This is a genomic window from Streptomyces sp. NPDC048751, from assembly GCF_043198595.1.
Classification (GTDB): domain Bacteria; phylum Actinomycetota; class Actinomycetes; order Streptomycetales; family Streptomycetaceae; genus Streptomyces.
Genome location: NZ_JBICUX010000001.1, coordinates 656,888 through 681,850 on the forward strand (window position 1 = coordinate 656,888; position 24,963 = coordinate 681,850).

19 protein-coding genes and 1 tRNA gene are annotated in these 24,963 nt (G+C 69.5%); 17 read left to right on the forward strand and 3 right to left on the reverse strand.

Annotated features, from left to right (window positions below; genetic code table 11):
• The first annotated feature begins 92 nt into the window (after positions 1–92).
• The 8 genes from tdh to ACGFNV_RS02985 all read left to right on the forward strand — a co-directional run bounded on the left by tdh (position 93) and on the right by ACGFNV_RS02985 (position 6,553).
• Positions 93–1,121, forward strand: coding sequence for an L-threonine 3-dehydrogenase (tdh, locus tag ACGFNV_RS02950; protein WP_393618869.1), 1,029 nt, complete (start codon positions 93–95; stop codon positions 1,119–1,121).
• A gap of 18 nt (positions 1,122–1,139) precedes the next feature.
• The gene (locus ACGFNV_RS02955) at positions 1,140–2,339 is read left to right on the forward strand and encodes a glycine C-acetyltransferase (protein WP_393619987.1); all 1,200 of its coding nucleotides are present in this window, start codon (positions 1,140–1,142) and stop codon (positions 2,337–2,339) included.
• 31 nt (positions 2,340–2,370) lie between these two features.
• Positions 2,371–3,273 (forward strand): LysR family transcriptional regulator, encoded by a 903-nt coding sequence (locus ACGFNV_RS02960; protein ID WP_393618871.1) that lies wholly within the window; start codon positions 2,371–2,373, stop codon positions 3,271–3,273.
• Between the two features lie 48 nt (positions 3,274–3,321).
• A complete protein-coding gene (locus ACGFNV_RS02965) occupies positions 3,322–4,695 on the forward strand; it encodes a B12-binding domain-containing radical SAM protein (RefSeq protein ID WP_393619989.1) in 1,374 nt (457 codons plus the stop codon).
• 48 nt (positions 4,696–4,743) lie between these two features.
• A complete protein-coding gene (locus tag ACGFNV_RS02970; protein WP_393618872.1) occupies positions 4,744–5,322 on the forward strand; it encodes a helix-turn-helix domain-containing protein in 579 nt (192 codons plus the stop codon).
• Entirely contained in the window at positions 5,319–5,843 is a 525-nt protein-coding gene (locus ACGFNV_RS02975) for a GNAT family N-acetyltransferase (protein WP_393618874.1), read from the forward strand. The genes ACGFNV_RS02970 and ACGFNV_RS02975 overlap by 4 nt, the downstream gene beginning before the upstream one ends.
• A 30-nt stretch (positions 5,844–5,873) precedes the next feature.
• Positions 5,874–6,233, forward strand: coding sequence for an MmcQ/YjbR family DNA-binding protein (locus ACGFNV_RS02980; protein ID WP_393618876.1), 360 nt, complete (start codon positions 5,874–5,876; stop codon positions 6,231–6,233).
• Positions 6,234–6,479: 246 nt separating this feature from the next.
• Positions 6,480–6,553, forward strand: a tRNA-Pro gene (locus tag ACGFNV_RS02985).
• 57 nt (positions 6,554–6,610) lie between these two features.
• Here the strand turns inward: ACGFNV_RS02985 and ACGFNV_RS02990 are convergent.
• Positions 6,611–7,321, reverse strand: a complete 711-nt coding sequence (locus tag ACGFNV_RS02990; protein WP_393618878.1) for an alkaline phosphatase family protein — start codon at positions 7,319–7,321, stop codon at positions 6,611–6,613.
• Positions 7,322–7,553: 232 nt separating this feature from the next.
• Positions 7,554–8,117, reverse strand: coding sequence for a snapalysin family zinc-dependent metalloprotease (locus tag ACGFNV_RS02995; RefSeq protein WP_393618880.1), 564 nt, complete (start codon positions 8,115–8,117; stop codon positions 7,554–7,556).
• A 477-nt stretch (positions 8,118–8,594) separates the two neighbouring features.
• Here ACGFNV_RS02995 and ACGFNV_RS03000 point away from each other — a divergent pair, with 477 nt between their 5' ends.
• The 5 genes from ACGFNV_RS03000 to yjfF all read left to right on the forward strand — a co-directional run bounded on the left by ACGFNV_RS03000 (position 8,595) and on the right by yjfF (position 14,541).
• The gene (locus ACGFNV_RS03000) at positions 8,595–9,623 is read left to right on the forward strand and encodes a LacI family DNA-binding transcriptional regulator (protein ID WP_393618882.1); all 1,029 of its coding nucleotides are present in this window, start codon (positions 8,595–8,597) and stop codon (positions 9,621–9,623) included.
• 134 nt (positions 9,624–9,757) lie between these two features.
• Complete coding sequence (locus tag ACGFNV_RS03005; RefSeq protein WP_393618884.1) at positions 9,758–10,762, forward strand: ABC transporter substrate-binding protein; 1,005 nt, start codon at positions 9,758–9,760, stop codon at positions 10,760–10,762.
• 100 nt (positions 10,763–10,862) lie between these two features.
• Positions 10,863–12,401: a sugar ABC transporter ATP-binding protein gene (locus ACGFNV_RS03010; protein WP_393618886.1), complete on the forward strand. Its 1,539-nt coding sequence runs from the start codon at positions 10,863–10,865 to the stop codon at positions 12,399–12,401.
• Positions 12,398–13,519: an ABC transporter permease gene (locus ACGFNV_RS03015; protein ID WP_393618887.1), complete on the forward strand. Its 1,122-nt coding sequence runs from the start codon at positions 12,398–12,400 to the stop codon at positions 13,517–13,519. The genes ACGFNV_RS03010 and ACGFNV_RS03015 overlap by 4 nt, the downstream gene beginning before the upstream one ends.
• Entirely contained in the window at positions 13,519–14,541 is a 1,023-nt protein-coding gene (yjfF, locus tag ACGFNV_RS03020) for a galactofuranose ABC transporter, permease protein YjfF (protein WP_393618889.1), read from the forward strand. The genes ACGFNV_RS03015 and yjfF overlap by 1 nt, the downstream gene beginning before the upstream one ends.
• Before the next feature lie 555 nt (positions 14,542–15,096).
• Here the strand turns inward: yjfF and ACGFNV_RS03025 are convergent.
• On the reverse strand, positions 15,097–20,283 hold the full coding sequence (locus ACGFNV_RS03025; protein ID WP_393618891.1) for a family 43 glycosylhydrolase: 5,187 nt from the start codon (positions 20,281–20,283) through the stop codon (positions 15,097–15,099).
• Between the two features lie 387 nt (positions 20,284–20,670).
• Between ACGFNV_RS03025 and ACGFNV_RS03030 the strand changes: the two genes are divergently transcribed.
• Genes ACGFNV_RS03030 through ACGFNV_RS03045 form a run of 4 tightly spaced genes read left to right on the forward strand, consistent with a single transcriptional unit; the run spans position 20,671 to position 24,926 of the window.
• Positions 20,671–21,909, forward strand: coding sequence for an ABC transporter substrate-binding protein (locus ACGFNV_RS03030; protein ID WP_393618893.1), 1,239 nt, complete (start codon positions 20,671–20,673; stop codon positions 21,907–21,909).
• A complete protein-coding gene (locus ACGFNV_RS03035) occupies positions 21,906–22,859 on the forward strand; it encodes a carbohydrate ABC transporter permease (RefSeq protein WP_393618895.1) in 954 nt (317 codons plus the stop codon). The genes ACGFNV_RS03030 and ACGFNV_RS03035 overlap by 4 nt, the downstream gene beginning before the upstream one ends.
• Positions 22,859–23,692: a carbohydrate ABC transporter permease gene (locus ACGFNV_RS03040; protein ID WP_393618897.1), complete on the forward strand. Its 834-nt coding sequence runs from the start codon at positions 22,859–22,861 to the stop codon at positions 23,690–23,692. Before ACGFNV_RS03035 ends, ACGFNV_RS03040 begins: the two co-directional genes overlap by 1 nt.
• Before the next feature lie 31 nt (positions 23,693–23,723).
• Positions 23,724–24,926 carry an ABC transporter ATP-binding protein gene (locus ACGFNV_RS03045; protein WP_393618899.1) on the forward strand — a complete coding sequence of 401 codons (1,203 nt, stop codon included), beginning with the start codon at positions 23,724–23,726 and terminating at the stop codon, positions 24,924–24,926.
• Positions 24,927–24,963: the final 37 nt, after the last annotated feature.

Sequence of the window (24,963 nt, forward strand, 5' to 3'; positions counted from 1 at the left end):
TACGGCAGATTGCTGATCACATCCACTCCTCTCCCGGCGCGGGTTTCCTTCGCACGCCCGCGCCCGGGACCTCACCCACAGGAGCCGTAGCGTTGAAGGCGCTGGTCAAGGAGAAGGCGGAGCCCGGTCTGTGGCTCGCGGACGTCCCGGAGCCCGCGGTCGGCCCCGGAGACGTACTGATCAAGGTGCTGCGCACCGGCATCTGCGGCACCGACCTGCACATCCGGAACTGGGACGGCTGGGCGCGGCAGACGATCCGCACCCCGCTCGTCGTCGGGCACGAGTTCGTCGGCGAGGTCGTCGAGACCGGCCGGGACGTCACCGACATCCGGATCGGCGACCGGGTCAGCGGTGAGGGCCACCTGGTGTGCGGCAAGTGCCGCAACTGCCTCGCCGGACGCCGTCACCTGTGCCGGGCCACGGTGGGGCTCGGTGTCGGACGGGACGGGGCGTTCGCCGAGTACGTCGCGCTGCCCGCCACCAACGTCTGGGTTCACCGTGTCCCCGTGGACCTCGACGTGGCCGCGATCTTCGACCCCTTCGGCAACGCCGTGCACACCGCCCTGTCCTTCCCGCTGGTCGGCGAGGACGTGCTGATCACCGGGGCCGGTCCGATCGGGCTGATGGCCGCCGCGGTGGCCCGGCACGCCGGTGCGCGCAACGTCGTGATCACCGATGTGAGCGAGGAGCGTCTCGAACTGGCCCGCAAGATCGGCGTGAGCCTCGCGCTGAACGTGGCGCAGGCGTCGATCGCCGACGGGCAGCGCGAACTCGGTCTGCGCGAGGGCTTCGACATCGGCCTGGAGATGTCCGGCCGCGGCGAGGCGATGCGCGACATGATCGCCAACATGACGCACGGCGGCCGCATCGCGATGCTCGGGCTGCCCGCGCAGGAGTTCCCGGTCGACTGGGCCCGGATCGTCACCTCGATGATCACCATCAAGGGCATCTACGGCCGGGAGATGTTCGAGACCTGGTACGCGATGTCGGTCCTCCTGGAGGGCGGCCTCGACCTCGCCCCCGTGATCACCGGCCGCTACGGCTACCGCGACTACGAGGCGGCCTTCGCGGACGCGGCGAGCGGCCGCGGCGGCAAGGTCATCCTCGACTGGATCCACTGACACCCCAAGGGATTGATGATGTTCGACTCCGTCCGCGACGACCTGCGCGCCACCCTCGACGAGATCCGCGCCGCCGGTCTGCACAAGCCCGAACGGGTCATCGGCACGCCGCAGTCCGCGACCGTCGCCGTCACCGCGGGCGGTCGCCCCGGTGAGGTGCTGAACTTCTGCGCCAACAACTACCTCGGTCTCGCCGACCACCCCGAGGTGATCGCCGCCGCCCACGACGCCCTCGACCGCTGGGGCTACGGCATGGCGTCCGTGCGCTTCATCTGCGGTACGCAGGAGGTGCACAAGGAGCTGGAGGCGCGGCTGTCCGCGTTCCTCGGCCAGGAGGACACGATCCTGTACTCCTCCTGCTTCGACGCCAACGGCGGTGTCTTCGAGACCCTGCTCGGCCCCGAGGACGCGGTGATCTCCGACGCCCTCAACCACGCGTCGATCATCGACGGCATCCGCCTGTCCAAGGCCCGCCGCTTCCGCTACGCCAACCGTGATCTGGCAGACCTGGAGCGGCAGTTGAAGGAGGCCACCGAGGGCGGTGCGCGCCGGAAGCTGATCGTCACCGACGGCGTCTTCTCCATGGACGGCTACGTCGCCCCCCTCGCCGAGATCTGCGACCTCGCCGACCGCCACGACGCCATGGTCATGGTCGACGACTCCCACGCCGTCGGCTTCGTCGGACCCGGCGGCCGCGGCACCCCCGAGCTGCACGGCGTCATGGACCGCGTCGACATCATCACCGGCACCCTCGGCAAGGCCCTCGGCGGTGCCTCCGGCGGCTATGTCGCCGCCCGTGCCGAGATCGTCGCCCTGCTGCGCCAGCGCTCCCGGCCGTACCTGTTCTCCAACACCCTCGCCCCGGTGATCGCGGCGGCCTCCCTGAAGGTGCTCGACCTGCTGGAGTCGGCCGACGACCTGCGTGTCCGGCTCCGCGAGAACACCGCCCTGTTCCGCCGCCGTATGACCGACGAGGGCTTCGACGTCCTCCCCGGCGACCACGCCATCGCGCCCGTGATGATCGGCGACGCCGCGAAGGCGGGCCGGATGGCGGAACTGCTCCTCGAGCGCGGGGTGTACGTGATCGGCTTCTCGTACCCGGTGGTGCCGCAGGGGCAGGCCCGTATCCGTGTGCAGCTCTCGGCCGCCCACTCCACCGAGGACGTGAACCGCGCGGTGGACGCGTTCGTGGCGGCGCGGGCCGAGCTGGGGGCCTGAGCATCCCGGGACACCTGGGAGAATCGGTCCCGTGATCGAAGCGCGGCGGCTCCACATCCTCCGTGCGGTGGCCGACCACCGCACGGTGACGGCCGCTGCCGCCGCGCTCTACCTCACGCCCTCGGCCGTCTCGCAGCAGCTGGCGGCCCTGGAGCAGGAGACGGGCCACCGTCTCGTGGAACGCGGCGCGAAGGGCGTACGGCTCACCCCGGCCGGCGAGATCCTGCTCGGCCACACCCACGTGGTCCTCGCGCAACTGGAGCGGGCCGAGGCCGAGTTGGCCGCGTACAGCTCGGGCGCGGCCGGCACCGTCACCGTCGCCTCGTTCGCGACCGGCATCGCCCTGGTCGTCGCGCCCGCCGTGGCCCGCCTCGCCGAGACCTCGCCCGGCATCCGGCTGCGCGTCCAGGACGCCGAAGGGGATGCCAGCCTGCCGATGGTCCTCGACCGGCAGGTCGATGTCGCGGTCGCCGTCGAGTACCGCGGGGCCCCGCCCGCCGACGACCCCCGCCTCACCCACGTACCGCTGTACGCCGAACCCTTCGACGCGGTCGTCCCGGTCACCCACCGGCTGGCCGACGCGACCGAGGTGCCGCTGGCCGAGCTGGCCAAGGACGCGTGGATCGGGCCGTACCCCGGCAACCCCTGTCATGACGTGGTGGTGCTGGCCTGTGAGAGCGCCGGTTTCCAGCCACGCCTCGAACACTCCTCGGACGACTTCCGTGCGGTGGTGGCCCTGGCGTCGGCCGACGCGGGGGTGGCGCTCGTCCCGAGGTCGGCGCTGCGGGGCATGGACCTGACCGGCGTGGTCGTCCGCCCGGTCGACGGCGTGGCGCCCACCAGGCGAGTCTTCGCGGCCATACGGCGCGGAGCGGAGGAGCACCCTCTGATCCGGCCCGTTCTCGCGGCGCTGCGAGAAGCCGCCGAGGGATAGGAGCGGGGGTCGGGAACCGGCCACCCCGCGCACGCTGTCTCGGTGGGCATGCGTGTGACGATGATCCTTCCGGCCCTGACCGAGGCGACGAGCCCGCTGTTCCGGCCCATCAAGTACTCGCTGTTCCCACCCCTGGGCCTGGCGACCCTGGCCGGTTACCTGGACCCCGACGACGAGGTCACCCTGCACGACGAGCACGTGGAGCGCATCGACCTGGAGTCCCTGGAGACACCCGACCTCGTGGTGATCCAGCCGTACATCACCTCCGCCCGCCGCAGCTACGAGATCGCCGACCACTTCCGCGCCCGGGGCGTCCACGTGGCCATGGGGGGCCTGCACGTCACCTCACTCCCCGAGGAGGCCGCGGCCCACGCCGACACGATCTTCACCGGCCCCGGCGAGGACACCTGGCCGCTCTTCCTCAAGGACTTCCGCGACCGCGCCCCCGCCCGCCGCTACGACTCGACGCAGCGCAACCTGGCCGGACTCCCGCCCGTCCGCCGCGACCTGATCAAGCGTCACCTGTATCTCGTCCCCAACTCGATCGTCGTCTCGCGCGGTTGCCCGCACCACTGCGACTTCTGCTACAAGGACGCCTTCTTCGAGGGCGGAAAGTCCTTCTACACCCAGGCAGTCGACGACGCCCTGTCCGAGATCGACCGCCTCCCCGGCCGCCATCTCTACTTCCTCGACGACCACCTCCTCGGCAACAGGCGTTTCGCGGAGGCCCTGTTCGACGGTATGAAGGGCTCGGGGCGGCTGTGGCAGGCGGCGGGAACGGTCAGCTCCGTACTGAGGCCGGACCTGTTGGAGCGGGCGGTGGAGGCGGGGCTGCGCAGCCTCTTCGTCGGCTTCGAGACCGTCAACGACGCCAACCTCGCCGAGCGCCGCAAGAACCAGAACATCGGCACGGACTACGCGGCCGCGGTACGACGCCTGCACGACGCCGGCGTCATGGTCAACGCCAGCTTCGTCTTCGGCCTCGACCAGGACGGCCCGGACGTGTTCGACCGGACCGTGGAGTGGGCCGTGGAGCAGGGCATCGAGACGGCGACCTTCCACATCATGACGCCGTATCCGTCGACCGGCCTGTGGAGGCAACTGGAGTCCGAGGACCGCATCGTGCACCGCGACTGGGACCTCTACGACACCCGCCATGTCGTCCACCGGCCCAAGGGAATGACAGCCCGTCAGCTGGAGGACGGCTACTGGCGGGCCTACCGCGACTTCTACCGCTGGTCCAACATCTGGCGCGGATCGTCGGCCCAGCCCGGCCGGCACGAGCGGCTGCGGCACCTCGCGTACGCGGGCGGCTGGAAGAAGTTCGAGCCCGCCTGGGACCTGCTGATCCGCTCGAAGCGCGTGGTGCGGGCCCTGCCGGCCCTGGAACGCACGCTGGCGGCGTTCGGGGGCCGCGAGTGACAGGGATCCGCCTCCCGGTCGTCTCGAATCTGGGATAGCATCCCGGATATGAAACAGGATGTGTCCGCTCCGGACCCCGTCGACGCCCGGCTCGGCGCCCGCCTCGCCGAGCTGCGGGCCGAACGCGGCTGGTCGCTGGGGGAGCTGGCGGAACGCAGCGGCGTGAGCCGCTCGACTCTCTCCCGGGCCGAGCGCGCGGAGATCAGCCCCACCGCCTCCCTGCTGAACCGCCTGTGCGCGGTGTACGGGCGGACCATGTCCCAGCTGCTCAGCGAAGTGGAGGCGGAGCCCGCGCTCCTGGTGCGCGCAGCCGATCAGCAGGTATGGGAGGACCGTGACTCCGGTTTCGTACGGCGGTCCGTGTCCCCTCCGCACACCGGGCTGCGCGGCGAACTCGTCGAGGGGCGGCTCGTCCCGGGCGCCGACATCGCCTACGACCGCCCGCCCGTGCCCGGCCTGGAGCAGCACATCTGGGTGCTGGAAGGGGCCCTCGCGGTGACGGCACAGGACGTCGAGCACATGCTTGGTGCGGGTGACTGCCTGCGGCTGCGGGTGTGGGGGCCGACGCGGTTCCGGTGCGCGGGTGAGGGCGAGGCGCGGTACGTGCTGGCGGTGGTGCTGCCGTGACGGCGACCGTGCGACACGTCGACGCGCCCCAAGTGCTCGGACTGGTCGAGGAGTTGGCGGCCCTGCTGGCCGACACCGTCGACGGCGGTGCCTCGATCGGGTTCCTCGCGCCCCTCGACCGGGCGGAGGCCGTCGCCTGGTGGAAGGGGCGCGCTGCCGGGGTGGCCGCCGGTGCACTCGCGGTGTGGGTGGCCCAGGACGACGAGCGCGTGGTCGGTACCGTCAGCCTGGCCTTCCCCGACAAGCCCAACAGCCGTCATCGCGCCGAAATCGTCAAGCTGATGGTCCACCGGGACGCCCGCGGACTCGGCATCGGCCGCCGGCTCCTGGCCGCCGCCGAGGAGTTCGCCGCCACGGCCGGACGCACCCTGCTGCACCTGGACACCGAGACCGACAGCCCCGCCGAACACCTCTACCGCTCCGCCGGCTGGACCCGGGCCGGGGTGATCCCCGACTACGCGGCGAGCCCCGACGGGGTGCTGCGGCCCACGACGCTGTACTACAAGTCCGCCACCAGGTGATTGTCAGTGGCAGCGGCTACGGTGCGTCTCATGCCGGATGCCGAAGACGTACGCCGTATCGCCCTCTCCCTGCCGGACACCACGGAGAAGATCGCCTGGAGCATGCCCACGTTCCGGGTCGCGGGCAAGATGTTCGCCACGGTGCCCGAGGACGAGACCTCCATCGCCGTGCGCTGCCCGAAGGAGGAGCGCGACGAACTCGTCCTCGCCGAGCCGGGGAAGTTCTGGATCGCCGAGCACGAGGCGCAGTTCGCCTGGGTGCGGGTCCGCCTGGGCGCCGTCGAGGACGAGGCGGAGCTGCGCGACATCCTCGCCGACTCCTGGCGCCAGGCCGCCCCGACCCGCCTCCTGGAGGCCTACCCCGAGCTGGGGCTGCCGACGGCCGAATAAGAGCTCCGAACAGAAGTGGAGCCCGGCTCGCGGCGTCTGGCACGCACGCTCGCCGCGTTGCCGAAAGCCCCTAGTAGCTCCGCTACGAGGAGCTTCCGGCGCCTTGCGATCGCACGCACCAGACGCCGCGAGCTGATCGGGCTCCACTTCTGTTCGGAGCTCTAAACCGGTGCGCGATCACCGAGCCGAGTGCGGTATTGTTTCCATGCGCGCTCGGCCAGGGGAAACCCCAGGTCAAACGGGCAACGGGACGTGGCGCAGCTTGGTAGCGCACTTGACTGGGGGTCAAGGGGTCGCAGGTTCAAATCCTGTCGTCCCGACCGTGCGAAGGGTCTTCGCGGGCGAGAGCCCGTGGGGGCCCTTTTCGTGTGGGTCGTTCAGTGGCGCGGCGCGGTGGACTCCCTCGGCAGTACGCGGCCTTGCAGATGCCATTCAGGGGCGATGTCACGCACATCTGCCGCGTTGTCGTCGGTTGCCAACTCCCCCACGCTCGGCTTCGCTCGCGCGGGAGGGACCCCCATCGCGTTGACGCCCTCCTCCGCCTTGCAGCTGCACGCACCAGACCCCGCTCGGGTCGGCTGCAAGGCACCGAGCCTTACGGCCGGCCTGATCCAAACGACAGGCCCTAGGTCCCGCAGCGCTCGGTCGTACGCCGGACCGAGGGGCCCCGTGTCGTGACCGGCCTCGTCGGTGGCGCCGAAGTACACGAACACGGCGTCCGGGTCGTCCTCGGGGGTGAGCCGGCGCGCTACATGGTCGGCGACCAGCGCGTCCGAGGGGCCGTAGCCGTCGCGGTCGCCGTCGTGGTGCACGAGATGGCCGATGGCGGAGCCCAGCGTGCCGCGGCGTACCGGTTCCGCCCAGGACACCGCGGCCGCGGTGCGCAGACCGGGCCGGACGGTGGCCGCGCGGGTGAGGAAGTCGGGGTGGCGGAGGTAGTCGGCCCCGGCGAAGTCGTTGCCGGTCACGCCGTGCCGGTCCGGCCAGACCCCCGTGAGCACGCTCGACCAGCCGGGCCCGGAGCCGGTGTAGGCCATGCTGGTCGTCGGCCCGTGGTCGGCCTGCCCGTCCGTCTCGCCGTAGGGCAACAGACTGGTGCCGTGGCGCCCGAGGCCATGAGGCCGTGCAGGACGGGACCGACGGACGGCGAGCGGACCAGCCGGTCGTAGCGCAGCCCGTCCATGCCGACGACGAGCACCTTGCCGGGCGGGGTGGGGCGATGCGCGCGAGGCATGGCTGAACCATAGGGGTGCGCGGGCCCGGCACCACAGCGTTGCCGGGATACCGGACCCGCCTTGCTCACGCCTCGTACGGACCGCCTCAGTCCACGATCACCTCTGTACGCGCCGTCGGGGACCGCCCGACGAGCCCCGCGTCGAAGTTGTCCTCGACCTCCGCCTTTTCGGCCGCGTTCGGATAGGGGTTGGTGCACGCGGTGCCCGCGCTGGAACCGGACATCAGGCTCGAGCACGGGCCGGGCTTGCGATCGGGCAGGCCCAGGATGTGCCCGAGTTCGTGGGCGGAGATACGGATCGTGTCGTAGCCCTGGTCGACGGCCTGGCGCCCGATGTAGACGGTTCCGTTGCCCAGGGTGGTGGGCAGGGCACGCGGCCAGCCGTTGTCCGCGAGGACCCGGATGTTCGCGCGTTGCCCGGCGGCGGCCGGCCGCAGCTCGACGGTGTCGACACTCTCGTTCCAGATCGCCGCGCCCCGGTCGACCGCGCTCCTGAACTCCGCGGAGCCACCGGCGTCGTAGGTCAGGACTCGGGCGGCCAGGGGGGCTTCCGCCGCGTCGGGGGGAGCGGCCACGGCCGGGCCGGCCGTCAAGGGCAAGGACATCACCAAGGCAGCGGCCAGGCCGCCGGTCAGCGTACGGACGTACATGATCGACCTCCTTGTGGGGGCAGGGTGGTCGTGCTCATGACATTGTCGCACTGGCTGTGTCGGTCGCGGATGTTCCTCCCTGACATCCGTGAACAACGTCAACATCCGGTATTTCGTACACGGTTCGAAGTTTCGTTGCCGAAGATAGAGTCGCACCCCAGGCGCGTCAACCCCTTTTGGCCGGGGGCTTTGCCTCGGGAGACCGGCGATCCCGGAGTGAGTCCGTGTCACCAACCCCGCTTCCGTGTCGCGTTATTCAACCGTGACGACTTCCCGCTGCAACACTCTTGACCGCCATGAATTGTTAGCGCTCACAATGACGTCCGCATTCATCAGTCGGCAGCCGACGACATTCGAGGAGGTGTGATCGTCGTGACCGTAAGGCCCCCGTTCCCCTCCCCGGCCGACTCGGCCTTAACCGCAGACGGCCGCCGAGGAGGTGCTGCCGTGGTACCGGCGCGGCTTCGGCGGCCCACCATGGCCGACGTCGCGCGACTGGCGGGCGTGTCCCACCAGACCGTGTCCCGGGTGCTGGGCGACCACCCCAACGTCCGGGACGAGACCAGGGTGAAAGTGCTGCGGGCCATCGAGGAGATGGGCTATCGTCGCAACTCCTCCGCCCGGGCCCTGGCCACCCGACGCACCCGCACCCTGGGTGTCGTCGCCTCCGACACCACCCTCTACGGCCCGGCCAGCACCCTCTTCGCGCTGGAGGAGGCGGCTCGGGCCGAGGGGTACCTGGTCTCCACGGTCAGCCTGCGCAAGCTGACCGTCGACACCCTCGCCGAGGCGCTGGACCACCTCGGTGACGGCGGGGTGGAGGGAGTCGTCGCCATCGCCCCCCAGCGGTCGGCGGTCGAAGCCCTCGCCGGACTGCGCCATCCGTTCCCGGTGGTGACCGTGGGGAGCGGGCTCGGCGTGGACACCCCGTGCGTCACGGTGGACCAACACCTCGGCGCACGACTGGCCACCGCACACCTGCTGGCGGCCGGGCACCGCACGGTCTGGCATCTCGCCGGACCCGAGGACTGGCAGGAGGCCGCCGACCGGGCGGCCGGCTGGCGGGCGACCCTCGAAGCGGACGGCATCGAACCGCCGTTGCTGCTGAGGGGAGACTGGAGCCCGCTGTCGGGCTATCGTGCCGGCCAGGAACTGGCGGGCTGGGTAGGACGGGGACTCACCGCGGTCTTCGTCGCCAACGACCAAATGGCACTGGGGGTGTTGAGGGCGCTGCGGGAGGCGGGGGTACGGACTCCGGAGGACGTGGCGGTGGTCGGCTTCGACGACATCCCGGAGTCGGAGTTCTTCGCACCTCCGCTCACCACGGTCCGCCAGGACTTCTCGGCCGTGGGCAAGCACAGCATCGCCCTGCTCCTGGATCTCATCGAGGGCGGGGAGATCTCCACAACCCCCCGCATCGCCATCGAACCCCAACTCGTCGTCCGCGCCAGCACCTTCCCGCAGACGGCACAACGAGCCCCGAAATCGGGGGCGCCCCCCACCTGACGTGATACCGGCCGGCGGGCCTACTCACCCGTGCGGTCGATATCTCGAACAATGATCGACAGGCTGGACGCAGTGCGGCCGGTCCCCCGAGTACCTGGTCCACCCCGGGCCCGGCTCTTCAAAGGAGAAGAAACATGCTCAACAGACGGAACTTCCTCACTGCGGCGGTCGGCGTTGCGGCTGCGGGCGGACTCGCCGCCTGCGCCAAGGAGGACAAGGGTTCCACCGGCTCTTCCGGGGGCGGCAGCAAGACCATCACCCTCGGCTTCTCCCAGGTCGGCTCGGAGAGCGGCTGGCGCAGCGCCAACACCCAGTCCGTGAAGGACGCGGCGAAGGAGGCCGGCTACAACCTCAAGTTCTCCGACGCCCAGCAGAAGCAGGAGAACCAGATCTCCGCGATCCGCAGCTACATCGCGCAGAAGGTGGACGTCATCGCCTTCTCCCCGGTGGTCGTCACCGGCTGGGACGCGGTGCTCAAGGAGGCCAAGAACGCGAAGATCCCGGTCGTCCTCACGGACCGCTCCGTCGAGACCTCCGACGACTCCCTCTACGTGACCCTGGTGGGTTCCGACTTCACGGACGAGGGCCGGCGCGCCGCCAAGATCCTCGAGAAGGTCCTGGAGAAGGCCGGCCACAAGGGCGCCGTGAAGATCGCGCAGCTGGAGGGCACCACCGGCGCCGCCCCGGCGATCGAGCGCGCCAAGGGCTTCAAGGAGGTCATGGAGGCCGAGCACAAGGACGACTGGAAGATCGTCGTCAGCCAGACCGGTGACTTCACCCGCGCCGGCGGCAAGCAGGTCATGGCGGCCTTCCTGCAGTCCAACCCGGACGTCAACGTCCTCTTCGCGCACAACGACGACATGGCCATCGGCGCCATCCAGTCCATCGAGGCGGCCGGCAAGAAGCCCGGCAAGGACATCCTCATCGTCTCGATCGACGGTGTGAAGGACGGCTTCGTCGCGATGTCCGAGGGCAAGATCAACGCCATCGTCGAGTGCAACCCGCTGCTCGGCCCCCAGCTGATGGAGGTCGTGAAGAAGGTCAAGGACGGCGAGTCGGTCGAGCGCTGGATCAAGACCAAGGAGGGCGACTTCATGCAGGACCAGGCCAAGGCCGCCCTTCCCACCCGCAAGTACTGACCGACGGCAACCACCGGCAGGGAGCCTCCGGCCGACCGGGAACTCACCCGGTCCAAGGGGCTCCCCGCGGGCCTGAACCCATTTCATGAGGAGCGCTGCCATGGCAGAGCCGCGGCCCGTCCTGGAGATGACGGGCATAGTCAAAGAGTTTGCGGGGGTACGGGCTCTGTCGGGCGTCGACTTCCGGCTCTTCCCCGGCGAAATCCACGCCCTGATGGGCGAGAACGGTGCGGGGAAGTCCACCCTCATCAAGGTGCTGACGGGCGTCTACTCCCTCGACGGCGGCACCATCACCCTCGACGGCGAGTCCGTGCTGTTCGGCAGCCCGCTGCAGGCGCAGCAGGCCGGCATCAGCACGGTCTACCAGGAGGTCAACCTCTGCCCCAACCTGTCGGTGGCGGAGAACATCTTCATCGGACGTGAACCCACCCGCGCGGGCCGCATCCAGTGGAAGCGCCTGCGCAAGGAGGCGGCGGAACTGGTCGACCGGCTCGGCCTCGACATCGACGTGACCGCCCCGCTGTCCTCGTACCCGCTGGCCGTCCAGCAACTGGTCGCCATCGTGCGGTCGGTGAGCACGGGCGACAAGGTCGGCGGCGGATCCGGCACCAAGGTGCTGGTCCTGGACGAGCCGACGTCCAGCCTCGACCGCGACGAGGTCAAGGAACTGTTCCGCCTCATGCGGCAGTTGAAGGACGAGGGCGTGGCGATCCTGTTCGTCTCGCACTTCCTCGACCAGATCTACGAGGTCTGCGACCGGATGACCGTGCTGCGCAACGGCACGCTCGTCGGTGAGCACATGGTCGCCGACCTCGACCAGGTCGGCCTGGTCCAGCTGATGATCGGCAAGGAGCTCGACCAGCTGGAGGAGCTCCACGACCACCAACTGCGCGCCGACGTCGGCGAGTCGCTGCTGCACGCCGAGGGCCTCGGCAGGGCCGGCGCCATCGACCCCTTCGACCTGGACATCAAGAAGGGCGAAGTCGTCGGCCTGGCAGGCCTGTTGGGATCCGGGCGCACCGAACTCGCCCGGCTGCTCTTCGGAGCCGATCAGCCCGACAGCGGCAAGGTGAGCATCGGCGGCAAGCAGGTCTCGATGAGCGCCCCGAACGACGCCATCGGCGCCGGCGTGGCGTTCTGCTCGGAGAACCGCAAGACCGAGGGCCTCGTGCCGGACCTGACGGTGCGTGAGAACATCATCCTCGCCCTCCAGGCGGCCCGCGGCTGGACCCGGCCCATCCCGGCCGCCCAGCGCGACGAACTCGTCGCCAAGTACATCAAGGCGCTGGACATCCGCCCCGCCAACCCCGAGGCCCGTGTCGGTCAACTGAGCGGCGGCAACCAGCAGAAGGTGCTGCTCGCCCGCTGGCTGATCACCCAGCCGAAGCTCCTCATCCTCGACGAGCCGACGCGCGGTATCGACGTGGGCGCCAAGGCGGAGATCCAGAAGCTGGTGGTCTCCCTCTCCGAGGACGGCATGTCCGTCCTGTACATCGCGGCCGAGCTGGAGGAGGTACTCCGGCTCAGTCACACCATCGGAGTGCTGCGCGACCGCCGGCTGGTGGCGCAGATCGCCAACGGGCCCGAGATCACCCCGAGCCGGATCCTGGAGACCATCGCGAGCGGAGAGCACGAGTGAGCACACCGTCCCGATGGCGAGCGCTGACACACCATCACCTGTTCTGGCCGGTGGCGGTGCTGGTCCTCCTGCTGCTCGTCAACGTTCCCTTCACACCAGACTTCTTCGCGATCAAGATGACCGGCGGCCACCTCTACGGCAGCCTCGTCTCGATCGTGCTGTTCGGCTCGCCCCTGATCCTGGTGGCGGTCGGCATGACCCTGGTCATCGCCACCGGCGGCATCGACCTCTCCGTCGGCGCCGTGGTCGCCATCACCGGCGCCCTCGCCTGCTCCTACATCAGCGACCAGTCCGACCAGAGCGCCCTCGCCGGGGTGCTGCTCGCCATGGGCCTCGGACTGCTGGCCGCGGTCGTCTGCGGCCTCTGGAACGGCTTCCTCGTCGCCAGGATGGGCATCCAGCCGATCATCGCCACGCTGATCATCATGGTCGCCGGACGCGGTGTCGCCCAGCTGATCACCGACGGCCAGATCATCACCATCAACAGCGAGCCGTACAAGCTGATCGGCGGCGGCTACTGGCTGACGCTGCCCTTCTCCATCTTCGTGGTGGCCGTGGTCGTCGCCGTCACCGTGGCGCTGACCCGCAGGACGGCCCTCGGTCTGCTCGTCGAGTCCGTCGGCGGCAACGCCGAGGCCAGCCGCCTGGTGGGCATCAGGTCCCGGCGCATCAAGATCATGGTGTACGTGTTCTGCGCGCTGTGCGCGGGCATCGCGGGTCTGATGATCAGCTCCAACACCTCGGCCGCGGACGGCAACAACGCCGGTCTGTGGATCGAGCTCGACGCGATCCTCGCCGTGGTCATCGGCGGCACCTCGCTCCTCGGCGGCCGGTTCTCCATCGGCGGCACGGTGGTCGGCGCCCTCGTCATCCAGACCCTGACGACCACGATCTACACCATCGGCGTGCCGACCCAGACCAACCTGGTCTTCAAGGCCGCCGTCGTCATCGTCGTCTGCCTGCTGCAGTCCCCGAAGTTCCGCGCCAAGGTCTTCGGCGCGAAGTTCGGTACGAAGTTCGGCCCCAAGTCCGGTGCCAAGGACGGCGGTACGCCGGCCGAGGCACCGTCGGCAAGCGTCGCGAAGACCGAGGCCGCTCCCCAGATGGAGGTGTCGTGATGACCACGACCACCCGGACCCCCACGGCCCCGGACAGCAGCACCACGTCCAAGGTCACGCGTCTGCTCGGCGACCGGCGCCTGCCCGTCCTGGTGACGGCCCTGCTCTTCCTCGTGATGTACGGGGTCGGGCTGAGCCGGTACCAGAACTACGGGTTCGCCGAACCGCAGGTCTTCATGAACCTGTTCATCGACAACGGCTATCTGCTGGTCGCCGCCGTCGGTGCCACCTTCGTCATCCTGTCCGGCGGCATCGACCTGTCCGTGGGCTCGGTGATCGGCTTCACCACCATGCTGACGGCATGGCTGGTGGAGCGTCAGGGGCTGCCGCTCTTCGTGGTCGTGCCCATCGCGCTGGGCGTGGGGGCGTTCGGTGGCTTCCTGATGGGCTACGTGATCCACAACTTCGAGATCCAGCCCTTCATCGTCACCCTCGCCGGTCTCTTCCTCTTCCGGGGCCTGTGCCTGGTCATCAGCAAGGAGTCGATCTCCATCGGCGACTCCTCCGTGAGCAGCCTCGCCCAGACCCAGGTGCAGCTCGGGGCGGGCTTCCTGTCGCTCGGGGCCGTGATCGCCCTGGTCGTCCTCGCGGCGGCGTTCTACGTGCTGCACTACACGCGCTTCGGACGCCGGGTGTACGCCATCGGCGGCAACGAGCAGTCGGCCATGCTGATGGGCCTCCCGCAGGGCGGCACGAAGATCGCCGTGTACACCGTGAGCGGCTTCTGCTCGGCTCTGGCCGGTCTGCTGTTCACCCTGTACATCCAGTCCGGTGACCCGCTGCACGCCACCGGCATGGAGCTCGACGCGATCGCCGCGGTCGTCATCGGCGGCACGCTGCTGACGGGCGGCTCCGGCTACGTCGTGGGCACCCTGTTCGGCGTCCTCGTCCTGGGCCTGATCAAGAGCATCATCCAGTTCGAGGGCACGCTCAGCTCCTGGTGGACGAAGATCGCCACGGGTGTGCTGCTGTGCGCCTTCATCCTGATCCAGCGCGCGATGACGGCCCGCAAGAAGACCTGAGCCGTCGCTGGGGACACCCCCAGGCCCCGTCAAGCCTCAGCGGCCCGCCGCACGAGCTACGCACCACGCGTACCGTGCGGCGGGCCGCTTCGGCGTTGGTGCCGGGGGCGTGGGGGGAAGGGCAGGGGGGTGGGAGGTCGGCCTCGGCCGGTCCCGCCCGGCTGGGCGGGGCCGGTACAGCCCCCTCGGCCGTGGCCGGCTGCGTGGGCGCGCTGAGAGCCGCGCAGGGGCCGTTCGGCGCCGACGTCCGGCCGGTCTGTGGCAGGGGCCCGGCCCGGGTGGCGTACGAGCCTGGGCTCGGCGGCTTGGGCCGTCTGTTCGAGGGAGCCCGAGTTCTCGGAGGGCCCTCGCACGGGACGTCGTTCGGTGTGTGGAGGGCTGAGCCCAGCAGGTGGCGCAGGCCCGTCCCAGAGGTGGCCGAACCCGACGGGCCGGCCTGCGTCTCCCGGTTGCCTTCGTAGCCGCGGGCCCGGCCCGCTGAGGCGGCCTTCAGACACGAAACGGCGCCCGGGGCCGTAGAGCCCCGGGCGCCGCTCGGTGGGTGAAAGCCTGGCGTCAGCCGAAGATGATGCCGTAGGCCTTGCTGCCGGTGCGGTTGTCGTAGACGACGGCGCCGGTGGACTTCTTCCAGATCTTGATGCGGAAGGTGTCCGGGGAGTCGGTGACCATGAGGCGGAAGGCGTAGCCGGTGGTGCCGTTGAGGGTGCCGGAGCCCTGGTACTGGGCCTCGGCGTCGGTGACCACGAGCCAGTCGGACGACGTGGCTCGGAACGACAGCTTCGCCGCGACGAAGTCGAAGGTCGCGTTGCCGCTGGGAACGGTCGCGCCCTTCTTGTACGCCACCCCGAAGGAGAAGCCGGCCGGAGCGGTCAGGGTGGGCTTCGCCGGGTAGGCGCCCGCCGGGGAGGAGATGATGCCGACGCCCGCGATCGGACCGGCCGCGCGGTCGTAGACGATCAGCTCGGGCAGCTCGGTGCTGTCCGCGCCCCCGTCGTCGTCGGTGACGGTGATCTCCGGCCGGTGGATTCCGGCCCCGGTGTAGGTGTGGGTGGCCTGGCAGCGGGAGGCCGTGACCGTGCCGGTGGTGGGCGCGGTGCCGTCCTTCCAGTCGACCCGGCAGGTCTGGGTGTCGGCCGTGCCGAGGTCGGTGAAGTCCGCGGTGACCACCGCCGCCTTGCCGGCCGCCACCGGCCCCGGTCCCGCCGCCGCCGTGATCACCGGGGCCGCGTTGGCGACCGTGACGGTGAGCGAGTCGCTGCTGCGGCCGCCGGTCAGCGTGACCTTGTAGGTGCCGTCGTCCGCGCAGGTGAGCGCGGTGAGGATGGCCCCCGGGTCGGAGAAGGTGCAGGGCGCCCCGTCCTGGACCGTCCACTTGGGGCCGCTGGCCCCGGAGATGGTGCCGGTGAGGGAGATCGCGCTGCCCTCGGTGCCGCTCGCGTCCGGACCCGCGTGGACGATGGTGACGGGGTCGATGCTCGTCAGGGTCGGGACGACCTTCTTGATCAGGCCGTCGGAGTCGAACTCCAGCTTGTCGATGGTGGTTTCGCGGTGGGTGCCGTCACCGCCCGGGATGGCGAAGCGGTGGTAGGCGATGTACCAGTCGTCGGTGTTCGGGACGTGCACCACCGAGTGGTGGCCGGGGCCCTTGATGCCGAGGGAGAGGTCCTTCTCGAGGATCACGCCCTGCTTGGTCCAGGGGCCGGTCGGGGAGGGGCCGGTGGCGTAGGCGACCCGGTAGTTCTCGTCCCGGGTGTCGTTCTCCGACCACATGAGGTAGTAGGTGCCCTTGCGCTTGATGACGAAGGAGCCCTCGTTGTAGCCGCTCGGGGTGATGTTGGTGACCTTGGCGGCATCGAAGGACACCATGTCGTCGTTCAGCGGCACGACGTACGCCCGGCCGTTGCCCCAGTAGAGGTACGACTGGCCGTCGTCGTCGGTGAAGACGGCGGGGTCGATCATCTGGCCGGTGTACTGGCCGGCCTTCAGCAGCGGCTTGCCCAGGGCGTCCTTGAACGGCCCGGTCGGCGAGTCGGAGACCGCGACACCGATGTTGGCGTCGGCGCAGAAGTAGAAGTAGTACTTGCCGTCCTTCTCGGCGATCGTCGGCGCCCACGCCCTGCTGTCCGCCCAGGACACGTCGGGGCCCAGGTCGAGGATCACGCCGTGGTCCTTCCAGTGGACCAGGTCGGTGGAGGAGTACGCCTTGAACTGCGTGCCGCTCCAGCCCTCGAAGCCGTCGGTGGTCGGGTAGATGTAGAAGGCGTCACCGAAGCGGACGATGTTCGGGTCGGCGTTGAGCCCCGGCAGGACCGGGCTCTTCATGATCAGCGCCGAGACCGTCCAGGTGCGCTTCGCGCCGTCCGAGCCGGTGACCTCGTAGGTCTGCGGCTTGGTGAAGTCGCGCAGGGTGCCGGAGGCCGGGCTGATGGACGCGCCGTGGGCGAGGCTGAACTGCGGTGCCAGGGCGCTGACATCACTGCCCTCGGTCAGCGGCAGCGTGATGCTGCTGTGCGCGTCGTCGACGATGGCGTCGACCTTCAGCGCCGGGTGGGTCGCCGCGGCGATGCCCGTGGTGTTGCCGCTGAGTTCGAGGACCTCGGCGGGTGTGAGGGCCCGGTTGTAGATGCGGAAGTCGTCGACCTCGCCGCCGAAGTACGGGTCGGGGGAGTAGAGGGACTTGCCGATGTAGCCGGAGTAGCCCTTCGAGGCGTCGTAGAGCTCGCTCGGCTTGACGGTGACGCCGGTGGCGCGGGCGGCCTCGACGCCGTCCACGTAGAGGACCGCCGTCTCGGACGGGCCGTCCACGGTGACGGTCACGTGCTGCCACTTGCCCGCGGTGAGCGGGGAGCCCGCTGTCATCTGCTTCTCACCCGACCAGGTGGCCCTGGTGATCGCCGAGAACAGCTTGCCGCCGCCGTTGGAGGGGGTGGCGAAGAGGTACTTGTTGTTGTCGGGACCCAGGCCGAAGAGCCACTGGAAGTTGTCCCCGCCCTTCCACTTGACGTACGTGGAGACGGTGACGCTCTCGGCGCCCTTCAGGACGCCGTTCGGGATGCGGACGTACGGGGAGGTGGTGGAGGAGCTGTTACCGCCCGACATCTTGAAGGAGCCGCCCTGTACGCCCGTTCCGAAGTCGGGTGTGCGGACGTAGGTGCCGTGGTAGCCGTGGCCGCTGGAGTCGCGGACGATGTTGCCGCCGGACTCGTCGAACTTGTAGTCCAGGACGAGGTCGGCCGGTACGTCGGAGCCCTCCTCGGAGACGGTGACCTCGGCCTTCGCCTTGAGCGCGGAGCCGTCCGGCAGGCTGCCCTGCACGGTGAACGTGCCTGCCTGCGCGTACGCCGACGCCGGGACGTCGTCCCACGTGACGGAGACGGGACGCTCGACGCCGTCGGCGTACTTCGCGATCACGGTGGCGGGCAGCACCGGTGCCTCACCGACACGCGTCTTCACCGATATGTCCTCGGCGCTCTCCACCATCTGGTCGGGCTGGTAGGCGCGCAGCAGCCGGTCGTACTCGGCCTGCGTCACCGGCAGCACCGTGCCGTGGCGGGGCTTGGCGGGCAGGTCGTAGCCGGTGGACGGGGTCCACTGGCCGGAGTCGAGGTCGGTCGACTCGAACGGGATGTAGCCGCGGCCGCCGAACTCGTCGGCGAACAGGTACCACTTCTCCTCGGTGTTGGACTTGAAGACGAGCGGTCCCTCGGCGGCGCTCATCGTCCCCTTGCCGATGCCCGCGACGACCGGGGTGTACGACGGGTTCAGGATCGAGTCGCTCTTCTCCTCGAAGATGAACTTGCTGTCGGGGGTGGAGGAGGTGTTGTTCCGCTCGTCCTTGGAGAAGCGGTAGTACTCGCCGCCGTGCTTGATCATCGTGGAGTCGATGACCGAGTAACCGCGGTCGATCCACACCTTGGGCTCGCTGAAGGTGTAGAAGTCGCGCGTGGTGGCGTACATCATGCGGTTGTACGTGTCGCCGGAGTGCTCGGGGTTGTCGTACAGCTTCGACGCCCAGAAGACCACGTACTCGCCGCGCTGCTCGTCGTAGAACGCCTCCGGCGCCCAGGTGTTGCCGGCCGAGTCGGGGGAGACCTTCACCAGGCGCTGGTCGGTCCAGTGCACGAGGTCGGTGGACTCCCACACCATGATGGACTTGCTGCCGGTGCGCTGGGAGGCGTCCCAGTTGCCGTTGCCGTAGATCCTGAGGTCGGTGGCGATCTGGTAGAACTTGTCGCCCTCGGGGGAGCGGATGATGAACGGGTCGCGCAGGCCCTTCTCGCCCAGCGTGGACGTCAGGACGGGCTTGCCGTCGTTCAACTCCCGCCAGTGCAGCGGGTCGTTGCCCTTGCTGAGGGCGGCGTACAGTTGCTCGCCGTCCGCGGTGCCCTCGCCGGTGAAGTAGCTGAACATGTAGCCCTTGAGGGCTTCCTTGACCGGGAGTTCGGGCACCTTGGCGGTGAAGGCGCGGGTCGCCTTCGCGTCGCCCTTGCTGACCGTGGCCGTCAGTTCGACGGTGGTGTCGCCGGAACCGTGCGCGGGCCGGTGGACCACTCCGCCGGCGGAGACGACGTCCGGGTTCGCGGAGGCCCAGGCGACCTTGGTGTCGTAGGCGCCGGTCGCGGGCAGCGTCAGGTTGCCGCGGACGTCGTCGAGGTTGTGCACGGTCAGCGCCTCGGCGGCCTGCTGTGTGGCCGTGGCGTCGTCGAAGGCGGCGGGGACCGTGACGTCGAAGCTCTTGGTGGCGGTCACGGTGCCCTTCGTCAGGGTCGCCGTGAGCGTGGCGTGTCCGTCCGGCTCACCGGAGGGCGGTCGCGTGACCTTGCCCGCGGCGGACACGACGGAGGTGTTGTCGCTGGCCCAAGTGATCTTCGAGCCGCCGGCCGTGCCGACGGTCGGCAGGGTCAGGTCGGAGACGACGGCGCCGGTGTCGCCGAGCGTGAGGGCCGCCTTGTCGTCGGCGACGCCCTGGGTGGCCACGGGGAGGGAGAGCTGCTCGACCTCCGTACCGGCCAGCGCGCGGTTGTAGACCCGGAAGTCGCGGATCCGGCCCTTGAAGAGCCTGTCGCCGGGATACACCGACTTGCCGACGTAGTCGGCCGTGGTGGTGCCTGAGCCGATCGCGCCGGGCGTGATGGTGACCGCCGTGTTGCGGCCCACCTCGACGCCGTCCTCGTACAGCACACCGGTGGTGCCGGTCTGGGTGTAGGTGACCGTCTTCCAGACGGCACGGGTCAGGGCGTGCGAGTCGCCGGGCCTGGTCGTCTGTTCCGTGGACCAGTTGCCGGTGGCTATGGAGGTCCGGAAGCCGTCGCCGGTGGTGAAGAGGTAGCCGTTGCCCGCGGTGCCGCTGGTGTTGCCGAAGCCGTAGAGGAAGTACGGCGTCGCCTGCGTGGAGTCGATCTTCACGTCCATCGAGACGGTGATCGAGTCCATGCCGCTCATGATGTTGTTCGGCACCTTGATGTAGGTGTCCGAGCCGTTGAAAGCGAGCCCCTCGCCGGTGCCGGACCAGCCGGCGGCGCCGTTCACGGTGCCGTCCCGGCCGTTGCCGGAGGCGTCCGTCGCGACGGTGCCCGAGGCGGCGTCGAGCTTGTACCAGAGGGCCAGACCGTCGGTGATGTCCGCCGCCCGGGCGGGGGCGAGCGGTCCGGCGAGCCCCAGGAGCAGCGCGGCCGAGGTCAGTCCGGCGAGCCGGCCCGCCCTACGTCTCGCGCGGCCGCGGGGCCGGGGGGTGTGCAGCATGGACAGTCTCCTCGTCGAGACATGGCTTGAAGGAACGACAGGAGGGCGCGGCGGGACCTGACGCCCCCTGCGCGCCCCTCCGGTTTCGTCTGTGTGACGTCGCGTTGCGCGAGTGTCAGACGTGACACACCACCAGGTCAAGAGGTCTCGAACAATGTCCGGCCAGCCGAACGGTCGAGGGCTCCACTGGCCGGTACGGGTTATTCGGTGTCATATGTGCTTTGTCTGCCGTTATGTGACGTCTAGCGTTCGCGGGAGAGAACCCTCGCGGGGCCCGTCCCCGCGCCACCGTCCCGGAAGCGAGGTGTGGAGCGCGTGCACGTGAGGTGCGGCTGTCGGCCGAACGTGGGGAAGAAGGCACGTCCCCGCAGAAGGCGTGGGCTGCGGGTGCTCGTCGTACTGCCGTTGCTCGCGTCGATGCTCGCCGCGTGCGGCAGCGACGAGGGCGGCGGACGGCCCACCCTCAACTGGTACAACTTCCCCGATGACTCCGGCGCGCTCCAGAAGGCCGCCGACCGGTGCAGCAAGGCGTCGGGCGGCCGTTACCGGATCAGCTACAACAAGCTTCCGCGTGCCGCCGACGGCCAGCGCCAGCAGATGGTCCGCAGGCTCGCCGCCAAGGACGACTCGCTCGACATCCTGGGCCTGGACGTCACCTGGGCGGCGGAGTTCGCCGAGGCGCGCTGGATCCGCGAGTGGACCGGGGCCGCGAAGGCGCGGGCCGTCCTCGGCACCCTGCGGGTACCGCTGCAGACCTCGACCTGGAAGGGCAGGCTGTACGCGGTCCCGTACAACACGAACACCCAGCTCCTGTGGTACCGCAAGGACCTGGTCCCCACTCCGCCCAAGACCTGGGCCGAGATGATCGCCATGGCCCGCGTCCTCGCCCAGCAGGGCAAGCCGCACTTCGTGGAGATCCAGGGCGCCCAGTACGAGGGCCTGACCGTCTGGTTCAACACGCTGATCAACAGCGCGGGCGGCTCCATCCTCAACCCGAGCGCGACCGCGCCCTCCCTCGGCCCGCCGGCCGTCAGGGCCGCCGAGATCATGCGCCGGCTGGCGACGTCCCCGGGCGCGGACCCCTCCCTGTCCAACCAGATGGAGGACCAGAACCGCCTCGCCATGGAGTCGGGAACGGCGGCGTTCGAGCTCAACTACCCGTTCGTCTATCCGTCGATGAAGGCGAACAACCCGGCCCTGTTCAAGAACTTCGGCTGGGCCCTCTACCCCCGGGTCGACGCGGCCCGACCGGCCCGGCCCACCATCGGCGGCATCGACCTGGCCGTGAGCGCCTACTCCCGCCACCCCGACCTCGCCTTCGAGGCGGCCCTGTGCCTGCGCAACCGGGAGAACCAGCTCACGGCCGCGCTCGAGGGCGGACTGCCGCCCACCCTGCGCGCCCTGTACGACGAGCCGGCGTTCATGAAGGCGTACCCGTTCTCCCGGGAGGTGCTGACCTCCTTGCAGGCGGCGAGCGTGCGGCCGATCACTCCGGCCTACCAGAACATCTCGATCGCGGTCTCCCACACGCTGTCCCCGCCGTCGGAGATCGATCCGGTGAGCTCGATCGAGACCATCAGGGGCCAGATCGACGATGCCCTGCGATCCGAGGGTGTGATCCCGTGAGCATGCAAGCCGAACCGGCCGGAGCCCCGCAGCCCCCGGAGGCGGAGCAGCCGAAGCAGGACCAGGCGGCGATCTCGGCGGGCGCCCGGCAGGAGCGACGGCTCGGCTGGCTGCTGTGCGCACCCGCCGTGATCGTCATGCTCGCCGTGACCGCCTATCCCATCGGATACGCCGTCTACCTGTCCCTCCAGCGGTACGACCTGCGGTTTCCGGGGCAGGCGAAGTGGGTGGGCCTGAGTAACTACGGGGCCGTGCTGACCTCCTCGTTCTGGTGGCAGGCGTTCTGGGTGACGCTGTTCATCACCGCCGTGTCCGTGGCCATCGAACTGGTCCTCGGCATGTGCCTCGCCCTGGTCATGCACCGCACGATCTTCACGCGCGGCGTCGTCCGTACGTCCGTCCTCATCCCCTACGGCATCGTCACCGTGGTCGCCGCCTTCTCCTGGCAGTACGCCTGGACCCCGGATCTCGGCTACCTCGCCGCGCTGCTGCCCTCGGGCGAGGCGCCGCTGACCGAGCAGTGGTCCGCCCTGTGGCTGATCATCCTCGCCGAGGTGTGGAAGACGACGCCGTTCATGGCCCTGCTGCTGCTCGCGGGCCTGGCCCTGGTCCCCGAGGAGACCCTGAGGGCGGCCATGGTGGACGGCGCCAGCTCCTGGCAGCGCTTCACCAAGGTCATGGTGCCGCTGATGAAGCCTGCGATCCTGGTCGCGCTGCTCTTCCGCACCCTGGACGCGTTCCGGATCTTCGACAACATCTACATCCTGACCGCGGGCGCCCAGGACACCGGCTCCGTGTCGATCCTCGGGTACGACAACCTGTTCACCGCGCTGAACCTGGGCATCGGGTCGGCGATCTCGGTCCTGATCTTCATCTGTGTCGGCATCATCGCCTTCACGTTCGTCAAGCTGTTCGGCGCCGCAGCACCGGGCGCGGAGGTGAAGCGCTGATGGCCGCAGTAGGAAAGACGCACGCGACCCGATGGGCCGTCATCAACATCGTGGTGGTGCTCTACGCCCTGTTCCCGGTGTGGTGGATCGCCGCCCTGTCGTTCAAGGACCCCAGCACCCTCACCGACGGCGACTACATCCCGCGGGACTGGACCTGGGAGAACTACCGGGGCATCTTCGCGACCTCCGAATTCACCAGGGCGCTGATCAACTCGATCGGCATCGCCGTGATCGCCACGGTCATCGCGGTGGTGCTCGGCACCATGGCCGCCTACGCGGTGGCCCGGCTGCGGTTCCCGGGCAAGCAGGTGCTCATCGGCATGTCGCTGCTGATCGCCATGTTCCCGCCGATCTCCCTCGTGTCGCCGCTGTTCAACATCGAGCGCAACATCGGGATCTTCGACACCTGGATCGGGTTGATCATCCCGTACATGACCTTCTCGCTGCCGCTGGCGATCTACACCCTGTCGGCGTTCTTCCGGGAGATCCCCTGGGACCTGGAGAAGGCCGCCAAGGTGGACGGGGCCACGCCCGCGCAGGCGTTCCGGATGGTCATCGTGCCGCTCGCCGCGCCCGGCGTGTTCACCACGGCCATCCTCGTCTTCATCTTCTGCTGGAACGACTTCCTGTTCGCGATCTCGCTGACCTCCACGGAGGCCGCGCGGACGGTACCGGCCGCGATCGCGTTCTTCACGGGCAGTTCGCAGTTCCAGCAGCCGACCGGGTCGATCGCCGCCGCCGCCGTGGTGATCACCATCCCGATCATCCTGTTCGTTCTGTTCTTCCAGCGGCGGATCGTCGCCGGACTGACTTCCGGGGCCGTCAAGGGATGACCCGCGAGGCATAGGCAAGGAGGCACCACCCATGGCCGAGATCGTCCTTGAGGGAGTCACCAAGCGTTTCCCCGACGGATCCCTCGCCGTCAAGGACGTGGACCTCGACATCGCCGACGGCGAGTTCGTGATCCTCGTCGGGCCGTCAGGATGCGGCAAGTCCACCACCCTGAACATGATCGCCGGGCTCGAGGACATCACCGACGGCACGCTGCGCATCGGGGAGCGGGTCGTCAACGACCTCGCGCCCAAGGAGCGCGACGTCGCCATGGTGTTCCAGAGCTACGCCCTGTACCCGCACATGAGCGTCCGGGAGAACATGGGGTTCCCGCTGCGCCTGGCCAGGGTGGACAAGGACACCATCAACACCAAGGTGGAGGAGGCCGCGCGCGTTCTCGACCTGAGCGAGTTCCTCGACCGCAAACCCGCCAACCTCTCCGGCGGGCAGCGCCAGCGGGTGGCCATGGGACGCGCGATCGTCCGTGACCCCAAGGCGTTCCTGATGGACGAACCGCTGTCCAACCTGGACGCCAAACTCCGCGTGCAGATGCGCACCCAGATCTCGCGACTGCAACGGCGCCTGGGCACCACCACGGTGTACGTCACCCACGACCAGACCGAGGCGATGACCCTCGGCGACCGTGTCGTGGTCATGCGGCAGGGACTGGTCCAGCAGATCGGCACCCCCGCGCAGCTGTACGACCTCCCACGCAACCTCTTCGTCGCGGGCTTCATCGGCTCCCCCGCGATGAACTTCCTGAACGCGACCCTGGAGCACGGCGCCCTGCGTTCCCCCTTGGGCGAGATGCCCCTCGACAACCGCATGCGCCAGGAGCTGGACCGGCAGAACGCGCCCCGCGAGGTCATCATCGGACTCCGTCCCGAGGCCTTCGAGGACGCGGCCCTGTCCCGCGAGCGGGGCATCGGCGGACCCGTCTTCACCGCCACCGTGGACGTGCTGGAGTCGCTGGGCTCCGACGTGTACGTCTACTTCGCCGCCGAGGGCGGCCCCGTGAAGACAGCCGAACTGGAGGAACTCGCCACCGACTCGGGCGCGCGGGACACCGGCGCCGGGGAGGGGGGCGGCCAGCAGATCGTGGCCCGCCTTGACGCCGCGACCCGCGCCCGCGAGGGACACCAGGTGCAGCTGCAGGTCGACATGACCAAGGCGCACGTGTTCGACCCGAGGACCGGCGTGAACCTCACCCATCCGGAGACCGCCGGCCGACCCTGAGCCGGCCGATCCCGCCCCCGCCCGGCCGGGCGCGCCG